Origin of the sequence: Rahnella sp. JUb53 (assembly GCF_004346065.1) — a bacterium.
GTDB classification, from domain to species: Bacteria; Pseudomonadota; Gammaproteobacteria; order Enterobacterales; family Enterobacteriaceae; genus Rahnella; species Rahnella variigena.
Genome location: NZ_SLYT01000004.1, coordinates 295,398 through 317,161, shown reverse-complemented (window position 1 = coordinate 317,161; position 21,764 = coordinate 295,398). Strand labels below are relative to the sequence as shown.

The following is a 21,764-nucleotide window of genomic DNA, read 5'->3' as shown; positions in this document are numbered from 1 at the left end:
CTACATAAAAAAACTATTTTTTCTTAACTCAGATAATTCATAACTTAAAATGGCAAGTATTTCATTCATCGAGTTTTTCACAACATTGTTATGCCGAGTGACAAAAAACTCGTCATTGTGGAAAGCTTTAAGGATGCTTTGTCCTTTATTCTGAATCGATAGGATTAGTGGAGGTATGTGGTCAATATATGTGTCATCATTATGTGAAGTTATTATATATATTCTTTTTGGAGAGTGTATCGATTTTTCAATTATTTCCTTGAGATAACTTGCATAGACTGATTTCTGCTCTTCGGTCGGGTTCTCAGGATAAATATAAGAAAGATGACTCTTATATTTATCTATCCATTTTACAAGATCAAATTGGGGGACAGCACAAATAACTGCACCTACACTAATTTCATGACCAAAGAGTAAAGCCGCATAACCACCTTTCGAGAAACCAAAAAGAGTTACATTTTCCATAAGGATCTTGTATTCTCTAATTTTATTGGTCATTAACTCAATAACAGCGTGCTTTGTATCAAAACTCCCATTTGAACCAAGGTAATAATCTCCAACTATTCCTTTATCATCTTTAATGTAAATTTTACGGCAATTGAAATATCTCAATCCAGAAAGAAGTGTATAGGGAAATCTTTTTACAGGATCTTCGGATTTTTCGTCGCCTAACGATTGAAATATAAACAAAATCTTACTTTCACCGATACTATTTTCAAAAGGGTACGGATCCTCAATATATGTCAATTCTGTACCGTTATTAGCTTTGTATAATTTTTCTGTAAAACCCACGAGTTTACCTATATGTAATGGCGCTAAAATTAAATTATGTACAATAATAATATAATTATTATGGAAAAATTTATCAATAGGATATTTGAATAATAATTGTGATCGATTGATCGCGATTAATATAATTTATTGATCATAAAAAACCATTCATAGTATAAATATCAATATGTAAAGTATTTTTTTAGGAAATCTTGCAGTTCCAGTTTATAGTTTGTATTATGTTTAAAATTCACTGCATTGAAATCGTTGGCGCAAAATGAATGAGGTGCATTAGATTTATCTTTCACTGCCATTAGATTATTATATAAAGATTTTGCATTAGGCGATCTAATGTTAAAGTAATAACTTATATCTAGATGAGGAGTTGCTATCCCCTTAATGTATTGTAAATAGGGAACTAGGAAAGTTGCCATATTTAAATCATTATCACCTCTAAATTTATTTACTGAAAATTCCTCAATTTCTTTTTCAAAAACGTCAAAAGCTAAATTATAAGCGCTTTTTTTTAATGGTACATAAGTGTGAGTCAATGGAGTGTCAAATGAAACATTGAAGTTTTCCATAAACAGTTTGTTGCAATTATTAGATGCAGTAAGCGTAGCTGTTGATACACCCTTGCTATCCATTTGTTTAAGGCTTTTCGCGCTTACAAATATACTACACAAACCATTAGAACGATAAAAGTGAGATGGTTTTAGTGGTCTCGATACAAAAAAATCATCGTTGAAATAAATAAAGTTTTCACTTAATTCTGGTATTTTATGAAGATGGGCCTCAATCACATGAGAATTGAAAGTCGGTAAATATTCTGAAGGTATTATCTCTTTGTGATCAATTATCTTGATTTTGTCGACTAACGACTTCGGGGTTTTTGGAATTTGATTATCAGTAATAATAAATATTTTACGAACCCATGGCATATACTTAGCAACACCCAATAATGAATAAAATATTTCATTATGGTTTTCGAACCTTGCTTCATCTGTAGAAAAACTTTGTAGACAAGTATCACCTGAAGGAACGTGGAGGTTTTTAGACTTTAACCAATTAGTATCATTTGAGTTGACCCAGGTATATACCAAATCAATTTCAAATGTTGGATCGAAAGAGTGTAATAACACCTCTTCATTGTCTAGTAAAATCTCCTCACTTAGAAATTTTACATTATTTTGATTTTGTAATATTGGATATCTTTTTATCAAAAAGTCTCGAAAAAAGAATCCCGGGTTGAAAATTATTTTTTTGATTTTTCTTAATGTCATCATCATTAATTCTGATTATATTATTTTAATTGCAGCTTCAAATGAACTAGCGTGTGGGAATAGGCTATCTAAGAAATCGTTGTAATGAGCGTCATTACTTGCTTCTTTATCGAAAGTTATTGCTAATGGGCAACGATTTGAACCGTGAACAGATTGTATCCACACAAACTTCTCAATATAACCAGAGTCGAGCCTGGCATATTGAATTGGAGACTCTACTAAAATGTTATTGTTTAGGATAGCATCAATTATTGGAGGTAATTTAAATATAAATTCATTTTTAGATATGTTGTTTGTGTTAATTTCCTCAAGATAGATTAAACTAACTGTGTCTATTATGCTAAAATTTTCCATAGGGGTAAAATTGTAGTTACCTCCGTCAATGATTTTACTAATAATATGATCTAGGTTGGTTGTTTTACCTTTGTTTTTCTTAAAGTATGTTATTTTTTTACCATTATCACTTATGAAATTAGAATAAGATACTTTTTTAAGAAAGAAGAAATTCAAATTAACGAAAACATAATTTTCAATCTTAGGATATGTAGATAAGACCTTTTCTTTATAAAAGTCTGCGTAACTTTTGAAAATAGAAACTTTATTGTCACTAATAAGTATGTCTTCAGAGATATAACTGATGCTGGAAAAGTTTGAGTATTTTTCTATACTTCTTAATTGATATTTCACGATGTTTTTTTTGTTGTTTGCATTTATTTTAATATTGTCAAGGATTACTATATTTATCTTTGTCTTTGTAATGTCTATGGAATGCTTTACTACGGTTTTAGGAGAGGTTTTTATGACCTCCCTCTGTGATTGTTTTTTTGTATCTACTATTATTTTCTTTCTAGAGAAACGCTTATTCATAGCGTCTTTAAAATATAGGTCAGGTGTTTTTATTAATTTTGAAAGTTTTGACATTATTTGCACTCCCTTAAAAAACGAGACATTACTTTTGATATTTCATAATTCTCTAAATAAGTTTTTCTGGCGTTTTCACCTAAAAATTTCAGTAAGAATTCATCATTTATTAAATTTTCAAGACACACTGAGAATTTTTCAATCGAGAAACATTCTGCAACTAGAGAGTTATAATTATTAATAAGAAATTCTTTTGGACCGTAACCTATGTCAAAACTTACTACGGGTTTTCCCATGCTGAAACTTTCAATATAAACCATACCGAAACCCTCTTTAAGAGTCGTTAACGCACAGAATGAACTATTATAAATTTCTTCATAAACGAGTGAGGTTGCAGCATGTATTGAAACTTGGGAAGTTAAACTCAATTCAATAATTAGGGATTCAAGATATTCTTTCTCATCTCCATCCCCATAAATATCTACCGCCCAATCTGGATATTTTTTTGCAATAATAGAAAATGATTTTATTAGTAGATCAAATTGCTTATCTTTAACGAGCCTACCGAAAGAAACTATTCGTTTAGGATTGGAGTTTATGGAGGTTTTCTGTAAGAGCGGCAAGCGGTCTGGCATGCCATTTGGTATATTCGTGACGTTTTTTATCCCATTTTCTTGATATTCTATGTTTTGAAACTTAGTCAGTCCTATAACTTTATTTGCTTTACCATAGTTCTTTAATATATCTCTTTGTATTTCAGCACTATGAGAACTAAATTCTTTATGTTCTTGTAATATTAAGGTATTACTCTTGGGGGAATACTTAACAATATTAACACACAAACCTGGGAATGAACCAACAATGATAGTGTTATTAATTGTTTGCAATATTTTGTACAGTTTTATGTCAGTTAGCAGAGAGAGGCCTTGATACAGGTCTTCTGTTTTTCTAAATAATTTAGATGGGAATTGTGCTAAAATATTTTCCCACTTTGATCTATATTTCCCTTTACTTCTGACATCATTCAAATATTCTAACCTAACACTTGGATCTAAATGGGCTTTCGGTTGAAAATCTGTTCTACGCAAAGATATAACGGTTACTAGGTATCCTATAGATACAAGGTAGTTAGCTTGGTTTATAATGGTTTGTACAGTACCCCCAATACCGTATGCGTTATAACAAAAATAGGTAATGCTTTTTTGTTTATGTTCAAACTGCAAATCTAATATTTCATTCGTTTTTTTATAATTTTCATAGTCTAATCTGACAGTTTTGAAGTTGTTAGTAACTTGACCTTTTAATGCTGCCTTGATTTTATTTCTTTCAAGAACTTTCTCTAACTCAGTTAAGTTACTTACTGTTATTCCTAAAAAATCACAAGGAGAATTGAGATAATGGCCTCTCTCATGTTTATATTGGTCATAATCAAATTGTAAGAAAATCACTGGTGTCTTGTTCAAATTAAATTCAAACGCAATAGACGAGTAATCTGTTATACACAGTGAAGTTTCATTTAAAACCTTTGTGAAATCATCTTGACCCACAAATTTCACTCTTCCATTGAAAATTCTATCAATTCTATGTTTTAAATGTAATATTTTCTCATGAAGGTAAAATACAATTTCTCTTTTTTCTTTTCTCGCATAATCTATAATTCCCTTACTACTATATATGCTATTTACCAGTTCTATAAATTTATTGTTATCACTTTGATGTGTCCATTCATCACGCCATGTAAAGAAGAATAATATATTTTTTTTGCTATTTCTATTTCCGGCTTCGAGATTTAAGTGCCTCGATAATCCACTGTTGACTACCCTGCAATCTAGAAAACCAATATTGGTAATTAACCTTTTTATACTTTGTAAATCTTCTACATCGACAGTGTTATTTTTTTTATAATAATCTGTAAGTAAAGAGCTATATAATTCTTCTAAATCTAATCTTGATACATTACTTTTAAAATGAGGGAAGTTATATTTTTTGATTAATTTAAATGCCTCACTATGGTCTTTTTTCTGCTGCAATACATTATTAACTATCTTTTTTTCGCTTCTCAGTGATGTATGAAAATATCTAATCCTTCCATTGTAATGGCCTTTATAGAAATGAACTCTCTTGTAAGTTATAATTCCATGTTGTAAGTAGGCTATAGATGACCAACCCTGAGAAAGTGGCTTTGTCTTAAATGAGGGAAATACATCCATATAGCCATCATTTAAAACGAGATAATCTGCTTTATAAAACAATGATTTATGTTTTCTGCTATTTTTAAGAACGATATTTTTTGGGTATAAGGTTAATTTTTCTAAATCTAAATTATCCTTTGTATGAACATAGTACGTATTTTTAAACCCTTTCGTCATTCTGTGTTTGAAATATGCAAATCCATTATCTCTAGCTTGCTTGCCACCTTTTTCACTTATCAATATGAGCAAGTCACTCGATGTATTAATTTTCATTTTATTTTTACTTGATCGTTAATGTAGTAAGTGTTTATTCTCAATATATTAAATGACTTTTCTAATAAATTGAGTGATTAATGTAGCTGATGTTATAGTCCTTCATCCGATTTGTATAATTCGATCGCCTCATCAACTGACTCAAAGTATTTGACAAGATTGTCCCTGCCGATAAACAAAGCTACATCGCAAAACTCTTTCAGTGATCCCAGGCTATGGGACACCATCAAAAAGCTGGCTTCTTCATGCCGTGCTTTAAACAAGTCAGCGCATTTCTGTTTGAATCTGGCATCGCCGACGGCTGTGACCTCATCGACAAGATAGTAATCAAATTTGAATGCCATACTCAGGCCAAAACCCAGACGGGATTTCATGCCGGAGGAATAAGTTTTAATCGGCATATCAAAGTATTTACCCAGTTCGGCAAACTCTTCGACGAAGGCGACTTTTTCGCGTAACTGGTCTGGTGTGGAATAGAGGCGGGCGACGAATTTTACATTTTCCCGTCCGGTCAGACTGCCCTGAAAGCCACCAGCCAGGCCGACCGGCCAGGATATGGTTTTATCGGTGTGAATCTTGCCGGAATCAGGACGGTCAATGCCGCCGATAACGCGTAACAGGGTTGATTTACCGGCGCCATTTCTCCCAATTAACGCCACGCTTTTACCAGAAGGCAGTTCAACGTTGAGATCTTTAAAAACGTAATGGCGGCCTTTCGGTGTGCGGTAGGATTTTGTCAGGTTTTCGATTTTTATCATGATGTCAGCATCGCCTCTTCACGGTTTCGGTAGAGGGCTAATCCGATGAATAATACAACCAGAGTACAGGCGGCCAGATAATTCAGGCTGACGCCTTCGCTGATATAACCCGGAACAACGGATTCACGGCAAAGTTCTACGACGTGAACGATCGGGTTCCATAGCAAATACGGCCAGTATTCTTTCGGGATGTTGTGCAGCGAAAACATAATGCAGGAAACAAAATAGAGCGGTTTAATCAAAATAGGTAAGAACTTTTCGGTTTCAGGGAATGACTTCCCGACAACCATGAATATCAGCCCGACTCCACAAGAGAATAAAACTAACAGTACCCAGACCAGAATCAGAGTAATAAGCTTAGTGACTTCAAATTGTTCACCCAGCAAACCTACTATGGCCATTAGCAATATGTAAACCACGGCGTATATCAAGGTTTCTAAGATTGCTCTGGCGAGGATAGTATCAATTGGGCGTACAGGTCGATAGTTAAACAACCCTTGATTGGCTTCAATAGCGCCTATAGATCGGTTGGTAATATTGCTGAAAACAAAGAAAGGAATAATGCCATTAATCAAAAAAACTGGAAATGATATATCTGGCATTGTTCTGTGCATGAAATAACCAAATATGGCCAGCATAATCAGCATATGTGCCATCGGCTCCAGTGCTGCCCACAGATAACCCAGTCTGAACTTACCAAAACGAGTCTTAATTTCTCTCAAAAACAGCGCTTTTACCGCCGCCTTCTGAACTTCTAAGCCACTACGTGCCATCGGATTATTCCAGTGTTTAACATTTCCACGCTACCGCCCCTGGCTTACAGCAGCCAATGCGCTCAGGATCGGGTCGGATTGTGGGGAGTCGGTTGTGCATAACACATCAAAGATGTGTCTGGAGCGGGGGAGTCACTTATCCATAAGTTGCGTATAGAGGACTGATGCCGGGGGAACATCCCTGGTAAATATCTCTATTTTTTATAAGGTTAGAGTGAGATACCCTTTTCACAAAAATGCAAAGGTTGCGAAAAAATATTTCAGCAAGTTTCAGGGGTGACCACACCTATGTAAAATTGCTTTGAACTATTAATTTGTATTAAATCATTCATACGACCTATTGGTCTAAGAATTCTCTGAGGGGATAAATAAAGTCTCGGTTTTTCAGTGAGATATTGAAACCGGTTCCATGGGTCTAAGTTGCGGATATAGTTGAAATTGTAACTATTCATCAGGGGTATTATTAAATTCTGATGCAAAGTTACTCAGTATGGCGGGTTTTAAGTCAAATTTTTACAAAAGGGGAGCGGGGCTGGATAGCGGACATAAAAAAGCCAGCGACTTTCGTCACTGGCCTTTCGCATTAATCACTCAGAGTTCCGCAGCCTGATTCTGCGGTATCGGGCAACATTTACCCGATAATGATTATCTGATTACTCGATATTTGATTCGATGAACCACAGGAATTTATCCAGGTCGCGCGATGCGGCGGTGAAAATATCTGCGGTATCTTCATCTTCAACTTCACCAATGGCTTTACGGGTATCGTTAGCGACTACAGCAAAACGATCTGCCAGCGCTTTCAGATGTTCCTGCACGGTATGGATGTTGGTCGGGTAGCTTTTCAGCGGAGTTTTATCGTTAACAACCTGAACGGTACCCAGCGCCACGCCACCTAACTGCACCACACGTTCTGCGATGGTGTCCTGGTGATCAATAACTGCAGTACGGAATCCATCTAGCATTTCGTGGACGGCGATGAAGTTAGCGCCACGCATGTTCCAGTGTGCTTGTTTGATAATCAGTGACAGATCAATATATTCGGCCACCAGACGGTTCAGCACCTTGATAGTATCCAGCTTGACGCTTTCATCTAAATCGTTGCGTGTATAAATAAGCTCAGAAGATTTCGTTTTGACCAGTTTAGCGGTACTCATATTCATATCTCCTTGTTTCATTAAAATTAATTGCTACAAACGTGTTTCTCAACTGCATTCAGTATAGCAATAAATCGAAATTTTGCAGGACAGCATTTCCTATCGCTTCGATAGCATCTGTCTAATAGACAATTCCGTATTTGAGGAAACACCTTATCACACTGATTTATAAGGTGGATAGGAATCCTCCTGAACAGATAAATTATTAGTGCGAAAATCATTAGATGCCAGTGATAATAATTTTCATTACAGCGGTCAGATATTATTAAATGTAAGCTGACGTGTGGGGATATATATCCTGGTTCTGGTTTCAACGGAAGTCGTCATTTATTTACTGAAAACGATTCATGCACTGAAAATAGTTACTGGCATAAATTATTCTTTTGAAAACATAACGGCAGGAAAAGCCTGCCGTTTTATATTTCATAACGTCGATCGCAGGGTATCGCAGTGAATCAAAGTGCCAGAGCACCGCTGTACAGCACTGCACCTGTCGGTTGTCCGGTCGGTGAGCCTCCGCGTGGTTCCAGACTGATTGCCAGCGTATAACCCGGATCAGGCATCTTTTCCGCCAGTGCCAGTTGCGTCGGTTGTTGTGTATTCAGCAGGCCGAGGGAGCGGGGTTTGCCGCCAGGCGGAATGGCCCATAGTTCCAGACTATGGTCACCGGCGATACCTTGCGCCTTAAGCGGCGTCAGCATCAGGCTGCGGGTACTCATATCCACGCTCACCACCCATTGCCCGTTCTGCGCACCGGCACTGCTGGCGAGAACAGCCACCGGTGTCGGCGTTTCAGGTTGCACCAGAAGGCGCGGGATGAGTAACAGCGCCGCAAGCCCGGCGGCCAGCGCCCAGCCAAGATATGTGCGCACCGGTCTTTTAACGGGAACCGGTAATCTGGCCGGTTGTAATGCAAGGTTGTGCTGAATGCGTTTCCACACCGAAGCGGGCGGAATGACCGGGACAATCTGATTATCCAGTTGTGTGAAAGCTTCCTGCCAGCGGGCGACTTCAGCCGCCAGTTCAGGGTCTTCCCGCATTTTTTGCTCGAACTGAATCCGCGCTGCGCCGCGTAAGGTGCCGAGCGCATATTCAGCCGCGAGGGCAGCATGATAATGGCTTCTGCTTTTCATAGGCCTGCGCAGCTCTTTAAGTGATCCAGGGCGCGACGGATCCAGCTTTTAATCGTCCCCAGAGGTTGTTGTAAATGCGATGAGACTTCACCGTGTGACAGGCCCTGATAATAGGCAAGAGTCAGGCTTTGTCTCTGTTCGGCGGGAAGGTGCGCGAGACAGTCGGCCAGTATTTTGGCTTCGCTGTCCTGCTGCAACCGTTGTAAGGGTTCATCGTGGTCGCTGGCATCGTTTTCTCCCAGGTTGTCATCCAGTTCTTCTAACTGGTTGTCGCTCCCGCGCATCCAGTCGATAGCGCGGTTGCGGACAATATGGGTGAGCCAGGTCATCGGGGAACTCAGCGCCGGATTATACGACCCGGCACGGTTCCACGCGGTGATATAGCTGTCATGCAACACTTCTTCTGCCCAGGCATGCCGGCGCAGCATTCTCAGCGCGACGGCAAACAGCCGGGGGGACGTCAGACGGTACAATTGCTCAAATGCCTGTCGGTCGCCAACGGCCATGGCGCTCATCAGTTCACGCTGTACTTCCTGTGCTTTCTCTGGTGTTGGCTTAACTAAAAAATTGTCATGCATTCGCCCGTCCTGACTTACTGAGGTGCTGTTTCATAAAGAAATCATGCCCTCAGTATAGTCGGTATTATTTTGGCATCAGGACGGTATCAATGACGTCGATCACACCGTTCTTCTGCTGGACGTCATAAGTACTGATATTGGCGACATTCCCTTTGCCATCTTTCAGCTGAATATTGTGCGGGCCATTATTCATGATCCACAGCGGCTGGCCGTTGACGGTTTTCAGTTCCGCCGTGCCGTTGCCTTTTTTCAGCAGTTTTTCCAGATCTTTCATTTCATACTTACCCGCCACCACGTGGTAGGTCAGGATGCTGGTCAGCGTGGCTTTGTTTTCCGGTTTCACCAGATTGTCGACAGTCCCGGCTGGCAGTTTAGCGAAAGCGGCGTTGGTCGGCGCAAACACAGTGAACGGGCCTTTACCCTGCAACGTATCCACCAGACCCGCCGCTTTCACGGCGGCGACCAGGGTGGTGTGGTCTTTCGAGTTCAGGGCATTTTCTACGATATTTTTAGAAGGATACATTTCAGCGCCACCGACCATGGTGGTGCTTTGGGACATCATTGCAGCCATTGACGCGGTGCTCAGCAGAAGAGATGCACAGATAGCGGTACGGAGTAATGTTTTCATGATGTAGTCCTTTGTCGTTGAGTAGGTAAGGTCTTGCCTCACATCTATACATACGAACGGACCCCCGCTTTTGGATGCAGGAAAAATGAAAAAAAATCGAAATTAATGAAAGTAATTTGCAATGCATTGATAAAAAAGAACAAACAGAAAAGAAAAAGCCACGTCGGATGAACGTGGCTTTTTGACAGAAAAACGCAGGGCTATTTGCCGAAAGGCTATTTACCGGAAGGATTATTCCCGGCGATATCGACCGTTTCTATTTTTGTTTTACGCTGAATCGTCAGCGTCGAACCTGCCGAGGCTGCGATAATTGCCGCCAGCCCAAGCCACTGTGTTCCCGTCAGGAACTCGCCGAGGAAGATAATGCCGGAAAGCGCGGCCATCGCCGGTTCCATGCTCATCAGCGTGCCGAAAGTTTTAGCGGGCAGTTTGGTCAGCGCCATCATTTCCAGTGAATAAGGAATAGCTGACGTGAGCAGGGCGATCAGCAGGCCCAGCGGCAGGATCTCCCAGCTGAATATGGAGGTCTTCGCCTGGATGACACCGACAGGGAAGAAGATCAGTGCGGCAATCAGCGAGCCCATCGCGGCAGTGCCGGGGCCGTAGCTGCTGCCAGCTCGTTGTCCGGCAAGAATATAAATCGCCCAGCACGCACCCGCAATCAGCGCAAAACACGCGCCTTTGAGATCAACACCGCCCGCGCTCTGGCCGAGCGGCAGCAGGAACAGCAATCCGATGACGGCCAGCACGACCCAGATAAAATCGACAGGTCTGCGTGAAGAAAACATCGCCACGGCCAGCGGGCCGGTAAATTCCAGTGCAACGGCAATGCCCAGCGGCACGGTGCGCAGTGCCAGATAAAAGGAATAATTCATGCAGCCCAGTGCCAGACCATACATCAGCAGTGAACGCAGATTGCCGCCGCGCATTTTCAGGCGCCACGGACGGAAATAGAGCAGCAACAGAATCGAGCCGATACCCAGTCGCAGCGCGGTGACACCTTGTGGCCCGACTACCGGGAACAACGTTTTGGCCAGTGACGCGCCGCCCTGTAATGAGAGCATGGCGATCAGCAGCAACAGGATCGCGACCAGGGGAGACGCTTTTTTAGGTAACGCCGGGATCGGGGGGCTGTTGTTATTTGTCGCAGGCGGCAGAGTCGTCTGCGTTTCCGGCGTGTTCTTTCCTGAATGAGTCATCCTTTGAGCCTTTTGAGGTGATTCCATAAATTAAGAATCTTTTAGATTTATAGTTTTGAAAAGAAAGGTAAAGCAAGGTCAGTGTAGAGGGAAAGCGGGACAGAAAAAATCCTGATAAAAAGTTTTTTTCAGAACGTGTTTTTTTAAAAGAAGCGAAAAAACGCCTGAAAAGTGTCCATTTTTTGCCCAGATAATTAGGAATTATCTGCTAATTTCAAAAAGTTCAATAAGTTTATCTTATAGTTTATGTGACGAAAATCCCAATTAAATTATATGGATAGGGTGTGCTGGAAACTTCCTGTTACACCATATGATGCTTTGGACATCTTAAATGAGGCAGAGTTTCACACTAGTTTTTGTTATATTTTGGAACGTGAAGGTTACTTTGGTTTCTTATTTGAGGTGGTTATGATGAAAAAAATCGCATGTCTTTCCGCATTAGCTTGTGTAGTTGCACTGGGCGCATCAAGCGCATTCGCTGACACCAGCACCGTTACCGCTGGTTATGCTCAGGGTGATATGCAAGGCGTTGCTAACAAAGCAAACGGCTTCAACTTAAAATACCGCTGGGAACAAGATAGCAACCCACTGGGCGTTATCGGTTCTTTCACCTACATCGAAGATGACAGCACACCGGCATCTGGCGACTACCGTAAAGCACAGTACTACGGTCTGACTGCTGGTCCAGCTTACCGTCTGAATGACTGGGCTTCCATCTACGGTGTTGTGGGTGTGGGTTACGGTAAAACTCAGTACAACGAATCAGCGGCATCTACCAGCCGTGAAAAATACGATTCAAGCGATTACGGCTTCTCTTACGGTGCTGGTCTGCAGTTCAACCCAATCCAGAACGTTGCTCTGGACGTGTCCTACGAACAGTCCCGCATCCGCAGTGTTGATGTTGGTACCTGGATCGCAGGCGTGGGTTACAGCTTCTAATTCTTCGCCCTGCGTAACGTTTCGTCGTTACACACCCGCGAAAACAAAAACCGCTCAACTGAGCGGTTTTTTTTATGACTTTTTTCAGCGGGTAGTGGAGACGGGACCGTTATTTGCACCTTTCCCGCTTACGAGGGGAAGGCCGGGATGGGGTGTTGGTTTATTGCAAACTTTACTATCGGGTTGCCATCAATACCCCTCCCCGCCTCCCCCTGCGATGAACTGACCCCCTGAAGTTGGACATCAGAACTACGTCAGGGGAACATATGAGTCCGGTAGGCTACCGGACTCATACCACCCAGTTTCATTTTGATCCGGTCGCGATTGTAGTACCCGATATATTCCTTTATCGACGCCGCCAGTTCTTCTGTACCCGCGTAAGTTTTCCCGTGGAACATTTCCGTTTTTAACACCGCGAAGAAGCTTTCCATCGCCGCATTATCATAGCAGTTACCTTTGCGCGACATACTCTGCCGCAACCCCGCATCACTCACCTGTTTCTGCCATGCACTCATGCGGTATTGCCAGCCCTGATCGCTGTGAAGTAACGCATTTTTTCTCGCATGGCCTGACGTAAGTAACTGCTTTAACATTCTTTCTGTCAGCTCATATGTCGGCCGCGCTCCCATACTCATCGCCACGATTTCACCGTTATACAGATCCATGACCGGCGATAAATACAGCTTGCTTCCCGCTACTTTGAACTCCGTGACATCTGTCACCAGCTTCACACCGGGACCGGAAGCCGTAAATTCTCTTTTGAGCAGGTCCGGCGCCGGACCCATGCCGATTTCGCCTTTCCAGCTTCGGTATTTTTTAGCCCGCACACGTGCCTGCACGCCCATTTCGGCCATAAGACGGCTGACCTTTTTATGATTCACCCGCAGCCCTGGTTATGCAGTGTGGCAGTGACGCGCCGGTAGCCGTAGCGCCTTTTGTGGCGGATGGCTATCTGCCGGATGATATCGCACAGCGCCACGTCGCAACCGATCGCCTCACGCGATTGCCACCAGTACCAGGTGCTGCGTGGCAGCATCGCGGATTTCAGCAGGTCACGCAGACGATGCTCGCCGATTAATGCCCTGATGGCGTTGATTTTTTCTTCTGTTCTGCTTTTGCTTTCATCAGGGCGTCTAACTTTTCGTGGTAAGCACGTTCAGCGCGCAGATAGCGGACTTCTTCCAGCAGTTCTGCGGGCGTCATTTCTTCAGGCTGTTTTGCGGGTTTTTGAGCTTTCTGCGCCATGTGATTTCTCTCTTTCTCTGCCGGGGCGGTGGCCTTTGTGGCCTCCTGAACCCAGCGTCCGACAGTCTTGTAGTCAGAAATATTAAACCGCGCAGCGGCGGTACGCATAGAAAGATGTTCACGAAGTACGACATCTGCCACGTGGGCACGAAAATGGGCAGGATAGGTGATGGATGTTTTGGCTAATAAAGCGGCCTGACCGTGAAGCCGGTAAGCCGCAGTCCATGCCCGAAGTGAAGAGGCGGGAACCTGATATTGGCGGGCAGTGAGTTTATAGCCGTCACGACCATCAAGGTAATGCCTGACGGCCATAAGTTTGATTTGAAAATTGTATTTCATATGAACTCCGAATGAAGGTTTAAAAAGTCCAACATTCGGGGTTCAGTTCAGCGAAGGGGGAGGCGGGGAGGGGGTTTAGCAGGTAACTCAAATTCCGCTGTACCAGTTATATCCCTGATCTTCCCAGTAGCCGCCGGGATATTCGTTGGTCACGAAAATCGCGCCGATGTGTTTGGCGTTTTTGAAGCCAAGCTTGGTGGGCATTCTCAGGCGTAACGGGTAACCGAAATCCGGCGGTAGCGGTTTGCCGCCGAAATCCAGCGCCAGAATGGTTTGCGGATGCAGCGCCGTCGCCATATCGATGCTGGAATAATAGCGGTCGTCACATTTGAATCCGACGTATTTAGCGGTCAGATCTGCGCCGATGTGCTGCAAAAACGTTTTCAGCGGCACGCCTTTCCACTGACCAATTGCGCTCCAGCCTTCAATGCAAATCAGACGGGTGATCTGACTTTCCTGCGGCAGTCGCTGTAACTGTTCCAGCGTCCACGAGGCTTTCTTTTGCACCAGACCGGAGACTTCAAGCCGGTAATTGGGAATGTCTATTTCCGGCACGTTGTATTCCGGATAATAAGCATTGAAGCGAAACGGCGTGGTGATCTGGTCAGCGCGATAGGTTTGCGCCAGTTTTTGTCCGCTGAACAGCCAGCCTTGCACGCGGTCATTCCAGCGTGACATCGCCCACAGCACTTTATCGACTTCGTCACCGTCCTGCAGATTACAGCCGGTGAGCATCGATACCGCGCCTAACGTGAGACCGCCACGCAATAACATGCGGCGCTGAATATTGACCAGTTGCTTGCGCTGATCGGGCTCAAGAATAATTTTTGGCCGGCGTGATTTATCACTCATCGGCGCTTTCCTCCGTACTTATTTTTTTGCCGCCGGTCAGCATTGCCAAGAAGGTTTTTGGCACCAGCAGAACCATCAGTACGTGAATAATGACGAACAGCATCACGCCGCTCATCGCAAAAAAATGCACATAACGCGCGATATCAAAACCGCCAAACAACCACACCAGACCGCTGAACTGTACCGGTTTCCAGATGGACAAACCGGAAAGCAAAAGCAATACGCCGAGCAACAGCACGCCGCTGTACATCAGTTTTTGCACGGCGTTGTACTGCCCGAGTTTGTGGGGAAGTTTGAATGTCAGCGCGCGAACGGTATCGCGCCAGACGGAGCGCGGCGAAAAGGGGTAAAAGTCGCGGCGGAAATGGCCGCTGAACATGCCCCACAGCACATAGAAAAGGGCATTGGCCGCCAGCATCCACATGACTGCCAGATGCCAGGCGATGTTGCCGCCCAGCCAGCCGCCGAGGGTCGTGCTTTGGGGAAAGGTAAACGAGAAAATCGGGTCGGCGTTATAAATCCCCCAGCCGCTCATTACCATGCCGATCATTGCCAGCAGATTAATCCAGTGACAAATGCGCACTGGCCAGGAATGCACCCTGCGTTTGCGAAGTGGAGAGGGCTGAGGTTTCACGGAAAAACTCCTGTTGTCCGGTAAGGCCGTCAGGCCGGATTACATTGGTGGCGTAACGCCGTCTTTGCCCGCAGAAATGCCGCGTGCAACCAGGGAGCCTTTGTCATCTTTCATCGCGAACAGCACGACTTTGGTGCCCGGTTTCAGCAGACTGCGGTCACCCGGTGCCAGCAGAACGACCGGTACATCGTCAGGAACGACAACGGTTTTCTCTGCATCATGGTATTTCACAGTCAGCGTGCGGCCATTGCTGTTAACCAGTTTGCCGACGGTGCCGTTGGTCATGGTGTTGATTTTGCCGTCCGGCGATTCAAACGGATTGAAACCTTCGCCGCTGCCGCGCAGGCTTGGCGCAAATACGTGAACTTCCAGCGCTTTCAGTGTGCCGTTGGCCTGAGGTACTGCCGCCGTACCGATGAAGCTGTCGGCTTTGATATCGCTGATCTGGCCTTTGGTGACGGAGTTGATACGGGTTTTATCCGTCAGCTTAACGTCGAGCTTTTCGCCCTGACGGGTGGTGATTTGTACTGATGAGTCATTAACAGAATCAATGGTTCCGCGTGTTGGTTTGATCACGTTATCGGCGGCAAAAGCCGATGCCATTGTGCTGCTCATCAGCAGTGAACCCAGTAACAGACCCGCAAGACGTTTGGTGGTATTCATTATTAACTCTCCAGTTTCCGGCATTATTTCATTTGGTTAGAAGAATCACTGACCCTGCCAGTGATGAATAGCTTCATTAAGAGTGGACGATAAACCGGGATTGGCTGATGACAAATTGATGACAAAATTGTCATCAAAGGTGTCTGGCGAAACTGATAAACTTCCCCATGAATCATTCTTTGGGAGAATGGTATTGCGGCGCTGAGGGCCTGAATGCGGATACTGGTGATTGAAGACGATGTCAGTACGGGCGATTACCTGAAAAAAGGGCTGACCGAAGCCGGTTACAGCGTCGATCTGGCGCGTAACGGGGCCGATGGCCTGTTTCTGGCGCTGGAAGAGGGCTATGACACGGTGATCCTCGATGTCATGCTGCCCGGCCTCGACGGCTGGCAGGTGATGGAAGTTCTGCGCAAGAAAAGCGACGTGCCGGTGCTGTTTCTCACCGCACGTGATGAAGTGCAGGATCGCATCCACGGGCTGGAACTGGGCGCTGACGATTATCTGATCAAACCGTTTTCCTTTACCGAACTGGTATTGCGTATCCGCACGTTGCTGCGCCGTCCGGCAGCGCGTGAGCCGGATATTTACTCGGTCGCTGACCTGCATCTTGATGTGCTACGCCGTCGCGTAACCCGTCAGGATCAGACCATCGCGCTGACCAATAAAGAATTCATGTTATTGCAGCTGCTGATGCGTCGCGAAGGCGAAGTGCTGTCGCGCACCATGATCGCCTCGCAGGTATGGGATATGAATTTCGACAGTGACACCAATGTGGTGGATGTCGCCATTAAGCGTCTGCGCGCCAAAGTTGACCGTGGCTTTGAGCTGAAACTGATCCACACCGTGCGCGGCATCGGCTACGTCTGTGAAGTGCGCAATGACTGATTTAACCTCCGCTAAAAAGCCTGCACGGGCCATGTCGCTGACGCTGCGCGCCACATTACTTTTTGCGCTGCTGGCCTCGCTGGTGGTCAGTGCCGTGGGCTTTTATCTCTACTATTCGATGGACAAAGAACTGGTGCGCCGTGCGGATTATCAGGTCAGCGGGCGCGTGCAGTATTTTCGCCATCTGCTGGCGAATGAATTCCCGCTGTCACAGCTGAGCCGTAATCCTGGCCTGTTTGAAAATATGCTCGGCAATGAGCGCGATATTCTGACCTTCAGCCTTTCCGGTGAACCGCCGTTAATCAACGTCAATCCTTCACACCTTGTTTTGCCGCCGTTTGCCGCGGTACCCGAAGGCCAGCCGCTGACGCTGAAAACGGTTCACGGGCAAAAGGCGCCAGATGGCACGCCGGTGCGTTTTGCCCGTGCTGCGGTAAAAATTCAGGACGGACGCACGGTTGAAATTACCGCAGGCCATTTCATGACCGAAGAATCGCGCCTGTTAGAAACCTTCCGCTGGGAAATTATCGGCGCAGTGTTGTTTTCGTATGTGCTGATTGCCGCACTGGGTTATCTGGTCATCCGCCGCGGGTTGAGGCCGCTGCGCAATATGGCGCGGGAAGCGACGCAAATCCACCCGGCCAGCTTATCGACGCGCCTGAGTACAGACAAAGCGCCGCAGGAATTACAGCAACTCATCCTTTCTTTCAACGATATGCTGGAAAGGCTGGCGGAAGGTTATCAGCGCCTGACGCAGTTTTCCGCTGATCTGGCCCATGAAATCCGCACGCCGGTGGGCGCGCTGATGGGGCATTGTCAGGTGGCGTTGTATCAGCCACGCACGGTTGAAGAATATGAAACGCTGCTGGCTAACAATATGGAAGAACTGGAACGCATCTCGCGGATGGTCGAAAACATCCTTTTTCTGGCGCGTGCTTCGGATGCGCGGTCGGTTCTCACCATAACCAGCATTGATGTTTCATCAGAAATTACGCGTATCCAGGAATATTTTGAAGGGCTGGCAGAAGAGCGGGAAATGACCCTGCATGGCGAGGGGCGCGGTGTATTACACGCGGATGCTATTTTGTTCCAGCGTGCGCTGAGTAATCTGGTTGCCAATGCGGTGCGTTATGGCCGTGAAGGAACCGAAGTGGTATTACGCGCCGAACCTCATGATAAAGGCATGGATATTCACGTTATCAGTCAGGGCGATCCGATACCGGCAGATAAGCTCGGAAAACTTTTCGACCGTTTCTATCGTGCAGATGCATCGCGCAGTGAAGGTGGCAGTTCCAGCGGGCTCGGTTTATCGATTGTTCAGGCCATTATGGCGCTGCATCAGGGCAGTGTCAGTGTTGAAAGTTCAGCGCAGGGAGAGACGCGCTTCACGCTGTCCTTTCCTGATGCGGGTCACAAAGATTCTTAATAATTGCTCAACAGATTTCAAAAAATGAGTCGGAAAAGTATGAAACCCACATTTCTATGGCTTTGAAACATAAGCAATTCGTTAATTTTGTAACATTATCACATTGGAAGTCACCAATGACTTTGAACGATTATAGGCGTTCCGGGGTCTGAATTGTCCTAAGGAGCAGGTTCCATCCTCCGGTACGAGCGGTCTTTACGACGTAAACAGACTCACAAAAGAGCCATTTATTTCTAATGCATAAATTACGAACACTTTCGCAACAGAGCATCTCTTTGTTCATTGCACTTTATCTTGGGATTTTACTGAACCTTCCGATCTTCTTCCGTCGTTTCGAGCAGCTGCATTATGACAATGCCTTGTCCATTGCTGTTGAAGCGATCGCCTGTTTCGCGCTGGTCTATTTCCTTTGTATGTTGCTGTCTTATACCGGAAAAACCGTTTTCCGTGTGCTGATGACGGCCATTGTTATTTCCTCCGCTGCCGCCAGCTATTACATGATCCTGTTCAACGTCGATATCGGTTACGGTATTTTGGCGGCGGCGCTGGCATCGGACTCGATTGATTTATCGAAAGAATCTGTCGGAACGCACTTCATCGCTTGGACGGTTCTGGTCAGCCTGATCCCCGTTCTGCTGTTGTGGCTGAGCAAAATGCCGGGTGCGGCGCTCAGACAAACCACCTTTAAAAAGCTGGCGGTGAGAACCGTGCTGCTCGCGGTTTCCGGGCTGATTTGTTATATGCCGCTGCGTCTGATGGGCAAAGTGCAGGATCGTCACGATATCGTCAATAACCGCATGATGGCGAGTTATGGCGGCGTGGTTGCCGGTACGTATTCGCCGTCGAACTGGCTTTCCGCGCTGGGTTTATACACCTACAGCAGCTACAGCAAAGCCGAAGACAATAAAAACCTGTTCGATCCGGCCAAACATTTCACTTACACCGCACCGGCTGATGCCAAAGATATGTATGTGGTGTTTGTGATCGGCGAAAGTGCGCGTCGTGACCATATGGGGCTGTACGGCTACGACCGTGACAACACGCCGAATCTCGACAAAGAGAAAAATCTGGTCGCGTTGCAGGGCTATTCCTGTGATACCGCCACCAAACTTTCCCTGCGCTGCATGTTTGTGCGCGAGGGCGGAGCCTCTGAAGAACCGCAGCGTACCCTGAAAGAAGCTAACGTGTTTTCCGTTCTGAAAAGCAATGGCTGGAGCTCTGAGCTTTATTCCATGCAAAGCGAAGCGTGGTTCTACAATAAAACCCGCGCTGACGATTATTCACTGCGTGAAAACATTGCCTCTGAGAAGCGCAATGCCGGTAAGCCGGTGGATGACATGCTGCTCATCAACGAAATGAAAGATTCGATGAGCAATCATCCGCAGGGTAAGCACCTGATTATTCTGCATACCAAAGGCTCGCATTATCTTTATTCCGACCGTTATCCGCGTTCTTTCGCCAAATATAAGCCGGAATGCATGGGTATTGATGATTCCTGTTCTACGGAAGAGATGATCAACGCTTACGACAACTCGCTGTTGTATACCGACTATTTCCTGTCGCAGGTGTTTGATCAGCTGCGCGACAAGAATGCGATTGTGTTTTATGCCTCCGATCACGGTGAATCGATTTCCAAAAGTATGCATTTCCACGGCACACCGCGCGATCATGCGCCGATTGAGCAACGTACTGTGCCGATCATGGTCTGGGCGTCAGACAAGTTCCTGTCAAACGACCAGAACAAAGCGGGCTTCGAACAGTTGCAGAAAATGGCCGCTGAAAAGAAACCGGCTTTCCATGAAAAACTGTACGACACCATTCTGGGCTGTATCGGTTACACCTCGCCAAATGGCGGGATTGTCGAGCAACACAACTGGTGTCATGTGCCTGATCAGGCCGCCGCTGCAAAATAATTACCGCTAAAAATGCCGCCTTTTTCGGAACAATGGAAAGGGCGGTGACATCCTTCTGGTCGCCCTCCGTTTTTTAAGTCACAATCGGTTAACAAGGTATTGAGAGTTTCTCTTCTGCTATTTTTTTATCAGGGTCGATAACCGATGCATGCTTTTCGAATTACCCTTTGTGTCCTGACGGTCATCATGACCTTGCTGACGCTGCTGCCTTTTTCCCGCAATCAGCGCTGGTGGGTACGGGTCTGGGATTTCCCGCGTTTGCAGATGGCAACGTTGTGTCTGCTATTTCTGCTGACCGAGCTGATGATCATGCCGTTAAGCGACGGAATTTCCACCACAATCATTATTTTAACGGTGGCTTGTATGGCCTATCAGAGCTGGTGGATTTTGCCTTACACCCCCTTTTACCGGGTGCAGGTGAAGAAAACCGTCTCCGGCAGTCATTCACGTATCAAAATCATGAACAGCAACGTGCTGACCACCAACCGCAAAGCCGGCGCGCTGATTGCACAAATACGCGAGCATCAGCCGGATATTCTGGTGTTGCTGGAAACAGATCAGTGGTGGGAAGACCAGATGGCGGTGCTGGACGCGGATTACCCGCACAGCCTGCGTTGCCCGCTGGATAATCTCTACGGAATGCACGTCTATTCCCGTCTGCCGATGCATTCGGCAAAAATTCAATTTCTGGTGGCAGACGATATTCCGTCGATGCATTTTCGCGCCGAACTGCCTTCCGGCGAACAGGTGGTGATGCACTGCCTGCACCCGATGCCGCCAAGCCCGACGGAAGCCGACGAATCCACTGACCGCGATGGCGAGCTGGTTGCTGTCGGTCATACGGCGGCGAAAGCGACCTATCCAACGATTGTGACCGGTGACCTGAATGATGTGGCATGGTCGCGCACCACGCGCCTGTTTATGAAAGTCAGCGGCCTGCTCGATCCGCGCCGTGGCCGGGGTATGTTCAATACTTTCCACGCCAGTTATCCTTTCCTGCGCTGGCCGCTGGATCACGTTTTCCATAGCAAAGATTTCACGCTGGTCAGTCTTCAGCGTCTTGGGTTTATGGGGTCGGATCATTTCCCGATCCTGGTGGAACTGGCGCTGACCCCTTGTGAGGGGCAGGATCAGGAATCGCTGGAAATCGATGAGGAAGACCTCGACGAGGCGGAAGAAAAACTGGCTAACGCCGGGGTGAAAAGCACTGATGTACACCGGGCGGAAAAGCTCAACATGCCTGTCTGCGGGTAATCACT

General features: G+C 45.5%; 22 protein-coding genes. 6 read left to right on the top strand and 16 right to left on the bottom strand.

The genetic code is table 11. The features are described from left to right. The 11 genes from EC840_RS12015 to rhtA all read right to left on the bottom strand — a co-directional run bounded on the left by EC840_RS12015 (position 1) and on the right by rhtA (position 11,606). A complete protein-coding gene (locus EC840_RS12015; RefSeq protein ID WP_132965507.1) occupies positions 1-792 on the bottom strand; it encodes a hypothetical protein in 792 nt (263 codons plus the stop codon). Positions 793-953: 161 nt separating this feature from the next. Further along, a complete protein-coding gene (locus tag EC840_RS12010) occupies positions 954-2,057 on the bottom strand; it encodes a stealth family protein (RefSeq protein ID WP_243701058.1) in 1,104 nt (367 codons plus the stop codon). 12 nt (positions 2,058-2,069) lie between these two features. Then, positions 2,070-2,975 carry a hypothetical protein gene (locus tag EC840_RS12005; RefSeq protein WP_132965505.1) on the bottom strand — a complete coding sequence of 302 codons (906 nt, stop codon included), beginning with the start codon at positions 2,973-2,975 and terminating at the stop codon, positions 2,070-2,072. Then, positions 2,975-5,380 carry a glycosyltransferase gene (locus tag EC840_RS12000; RefSeq protein WP_132965503.1) on the bottom strand — a complete coding sequence of 802 codons (2,406 nt, stop codon included), beginning with the start codon at positions 5,378-5,380 and terminating at the stop codon, positions 2,975-2,977. The genes EC840_RS12005 and EC840_RS12000 overlap by 1 nt, the downstream gene beginning before the upstream one ends. A gap of 92 nt (positions 5,381-5,472) precedes the next feature. Beyond that, a complete protein-coding gene (locus tag EC840_RS11995; protein WP_132965501.1) occupies positions 5,473-6,138 on the bottom strand; it encodes an ABC transporter ATP-binding protein in 666 nt (221 codons plus the stop codon). Continuing rightward, a complete protein-coding gene (locus tag EC840_RS11990) occupies positions 6,135-6,911 on the bottom strand; it encodes an ABC transporter permease (RefSeq protein ID WP_132965499.1) in 777 nt (258 codons plus the stop codon). The genes EC840_RS11995 and EC840_RS11990 overlap by 4 nt, the downstream gene beginning before the upstream one ends. A gap of 653 nt (positions 6,912-7,564) precedes the next feature. Next, positions 7,565-8,068, bottom strand: coding sequence for a DNA starvation/stationary phase protection protein Dps (gene dps / locus EC840_RS11985; protein ID WP_112289418.1), 504 nt, complete (start codon positions 8,066-8,068; stop codon positions 7,565-7,567). A 455-nt stretch (positions 8,069-8,523) separates the two neighbouring features. Further along, on the bottom strand, positions 8,524-9,201 hold the full coding sequence (locus EC840_RS11980) for an anti-sigma factor (RefSeq protein WP_132965497.1): 678 nt from the start codon (positions 9,199-9,201) through the stop codon (positions 8,524-8,526). Next, entirely contained in the window at positions 9,198-9,779 is a 582-nt protein-coding gene (locus EC840_RS11975) for a sigma-70 family RNA polymerase sigma factor (protein ID WP_112289416.1), read from the bottom strand. Before EC840_RS11975 ends, EC840_RS11980 begins: the two co-directional genes overlap by 4 nt. A 64-nt stretch (positions 9,780-9,843) precedes the next feature. Further along, complete coding sequence (locus EC840_RS11970) at positions 9,844-10,407, bottom strand: fasciclin domain-containing protein (RefSeq protein WP_095922755.1); 564 nt, start codon at positions 10,405-10,407, stop codon at positions 9,844-9,846. Between the two features lie 215 nt (positions 10,408-10,622). After that, positions 10,623-11,606, bottom strand: coding sequence for a threonine/homoserine exporter RhtA (gene rhtA, locus EC840_RS11965; RefSeq protein WP_132965495.1), 984 nt, complete (start codon positions 11,604-11,606; stop codon positions 10,623-10,625). A gap of 411 nt (positions 11,607-12,017) precedes the next feature. Here rhtA and ompX point away from each other — a divergent pair, with 411 nt between their 5' ends. Beyond that, positions 12,018-12,545: an outer membrane protein OmpX gene (ompX, locus tag EC840_RS11960; protein ID WP_112289432.1), complete on the top strand. Its 528-nt coding sequence runs from the start codon at positions 12,018-12,020 to the stop codon at positions 12,543-12,545. Between the two features lie 254 nt (positions 12,546-12,799). Here the strand turns inward: ompX and EC840_RS11955 are convergent, their stop codons facing one another. Next, positions 12,800-13,426, bottom strand: coding sequence for an IS3 family transposase (locus EC840_RS11955; protein ID WP_132965493.1), 627 nt, complete (start codon positions 13,424-13,426; stop codon positions 12,800-12,802). Positions 13,427-13,440: 14 nt separating this feature from the next. Here EC840_RS11955 and EC840_RS25515 point away from each other — a divergent pair, with 14 nt between their 5' ends. Further along, positions 13,441-13,623 carry a hypothetical protein gene (locus tag EC840_RS25515; protein ID WP_243701057.1) on the top strand — a complete coding sequence of 61 codons (183 nt, stop codon included), beginning with the start codon at positions 13,441-13,443 and terminating at the stop codon, positions 13,621-13,623. Here EC840_RS25515 and EC840_RS11945 read toward each other — a convergent pair. The 4 genes from EC840_RS11945 to EC840_RS11930 all read right to left on the bottom strand — a co-directional run bounded on the left by EC840_RS11945 (position 13,620) and on the right by EC840_RS11930 (position 16,278). Beyond that, positions 13,620-14,129: a helix-turn-helix domain-containing protein gene (locus EC840_RS11945; protein ID WP_132965489.1), complete on the bottom strand. Its 510-nt coding sequence runs from the start codon at positions 14,127-14,129 to the stop codon at positions 13,620-13,622. The two genes, EC840_RS25515 and EC840_RS11945, sit on opposite strands and share 4 nt — an antisense overlap. An 87-nt stretch (positions 14,130-14,216) precedes the next feature. Next, positions 14,217-14,981: a molybdopterin-dependent oxidoreductase gene (locus EC840_RS11940; RefSeq protein ID WP_112289414.1), complete on the bottom strand. Its 765-nt coding sequence runs from the start codon at positions 14,979-14,981 to the stop codon at positions 14,217-14,219. Continuing rightward, a complete protein-coding gene (locus EC840_RS11935; RefSeq protein ID WP_132965487.1) occupies positions 14,974-15,615 on the bottom strand; it encodes a cytochrome b/b6 domain-containing protein in 642 nt (213 codons plus the stop codon). Before EC840_RS11935 ends, EC840_RS11940 begins: the two co-directional genes overlap by 8 nt. A gap of 39 nt (positions 15,616-15,654) precedes the next feature. Beyond that, the gene (locus EC840_RS11930; protein ID WP_112289412.1) at positions 15,655-16,278 is read right to left on the bottom strand and encodes a hypothetical protein; all 624 of its coding nucleotides are present in this window, start codon (positions 16,276-16,278) and stop codon (positions 15,655-15,657) included. A 213-nt stretch (positions 16,279-16,491) separates the two neighbouring features. Here EC840_RS11930 and EC840_RS11925 point away from each other — a divergent pair, with 213 nt between their 5' ends. The 4 genes from EC840_RS11925 to EC840_RS11910 all read left to right on the top strand — a co-directional run bounded on the left by EC840_RS11925 (position 16,492) and on the right by EC840_RS11910 (position 21,759). Continuing rightward, entirely contained in the window at positions 16,492-17,166 is a 675-nt protein-coding gene (locus EC840_RS11925) for a heavy metal response regulator transcription factor (RefSeq protein WP_113877501.1), read from the top strand. Further along, positions 17,159-18,592, top strand: coding sequence for a heavy metal sensor histidine kinase (locus EC840_RS11920; protein WP_243701056.1), 1,434 nt, complete (start codon positions 17,159-17,161; stop codon positions 18,590-18,592). The genes EC840_RS11925 and EC840_RS11920 overlap by 8 nt, the downstream gene beginning before the upstream one ends. A 236-nt stretch (positions 18,593-18,828) precedes the next feature. Further along, complete coding sequence (gene eptB, locus EC840_RS11915; protein WP_132965485.1) at positions 18,829-20,505, top strand: kdo(2)-lipid A phosphoethanolamine 7''-transferase; 1,677 nt, start codon at positions 18,829-18,831, stop codon at positions 20,503-20,505. Between the two features lie 144 nt (positions 20,506-20,649). Next, positions 20,650-21,759 carry an endonuclease/exonuclease/phosphatase family protein gene (locus tag EC840_RS11910; RefSeq protein ID WP_113877503.1) on the top strand — a complete coding sequence of 370 codons (1,110 nt, stop codon included), beginning with the start codon at positions 20,650-20,652 and terminating at the stop codon, positions 21,757-21,759. Positions 21,760-21,764: the final 5 nt, after the last annotated feature.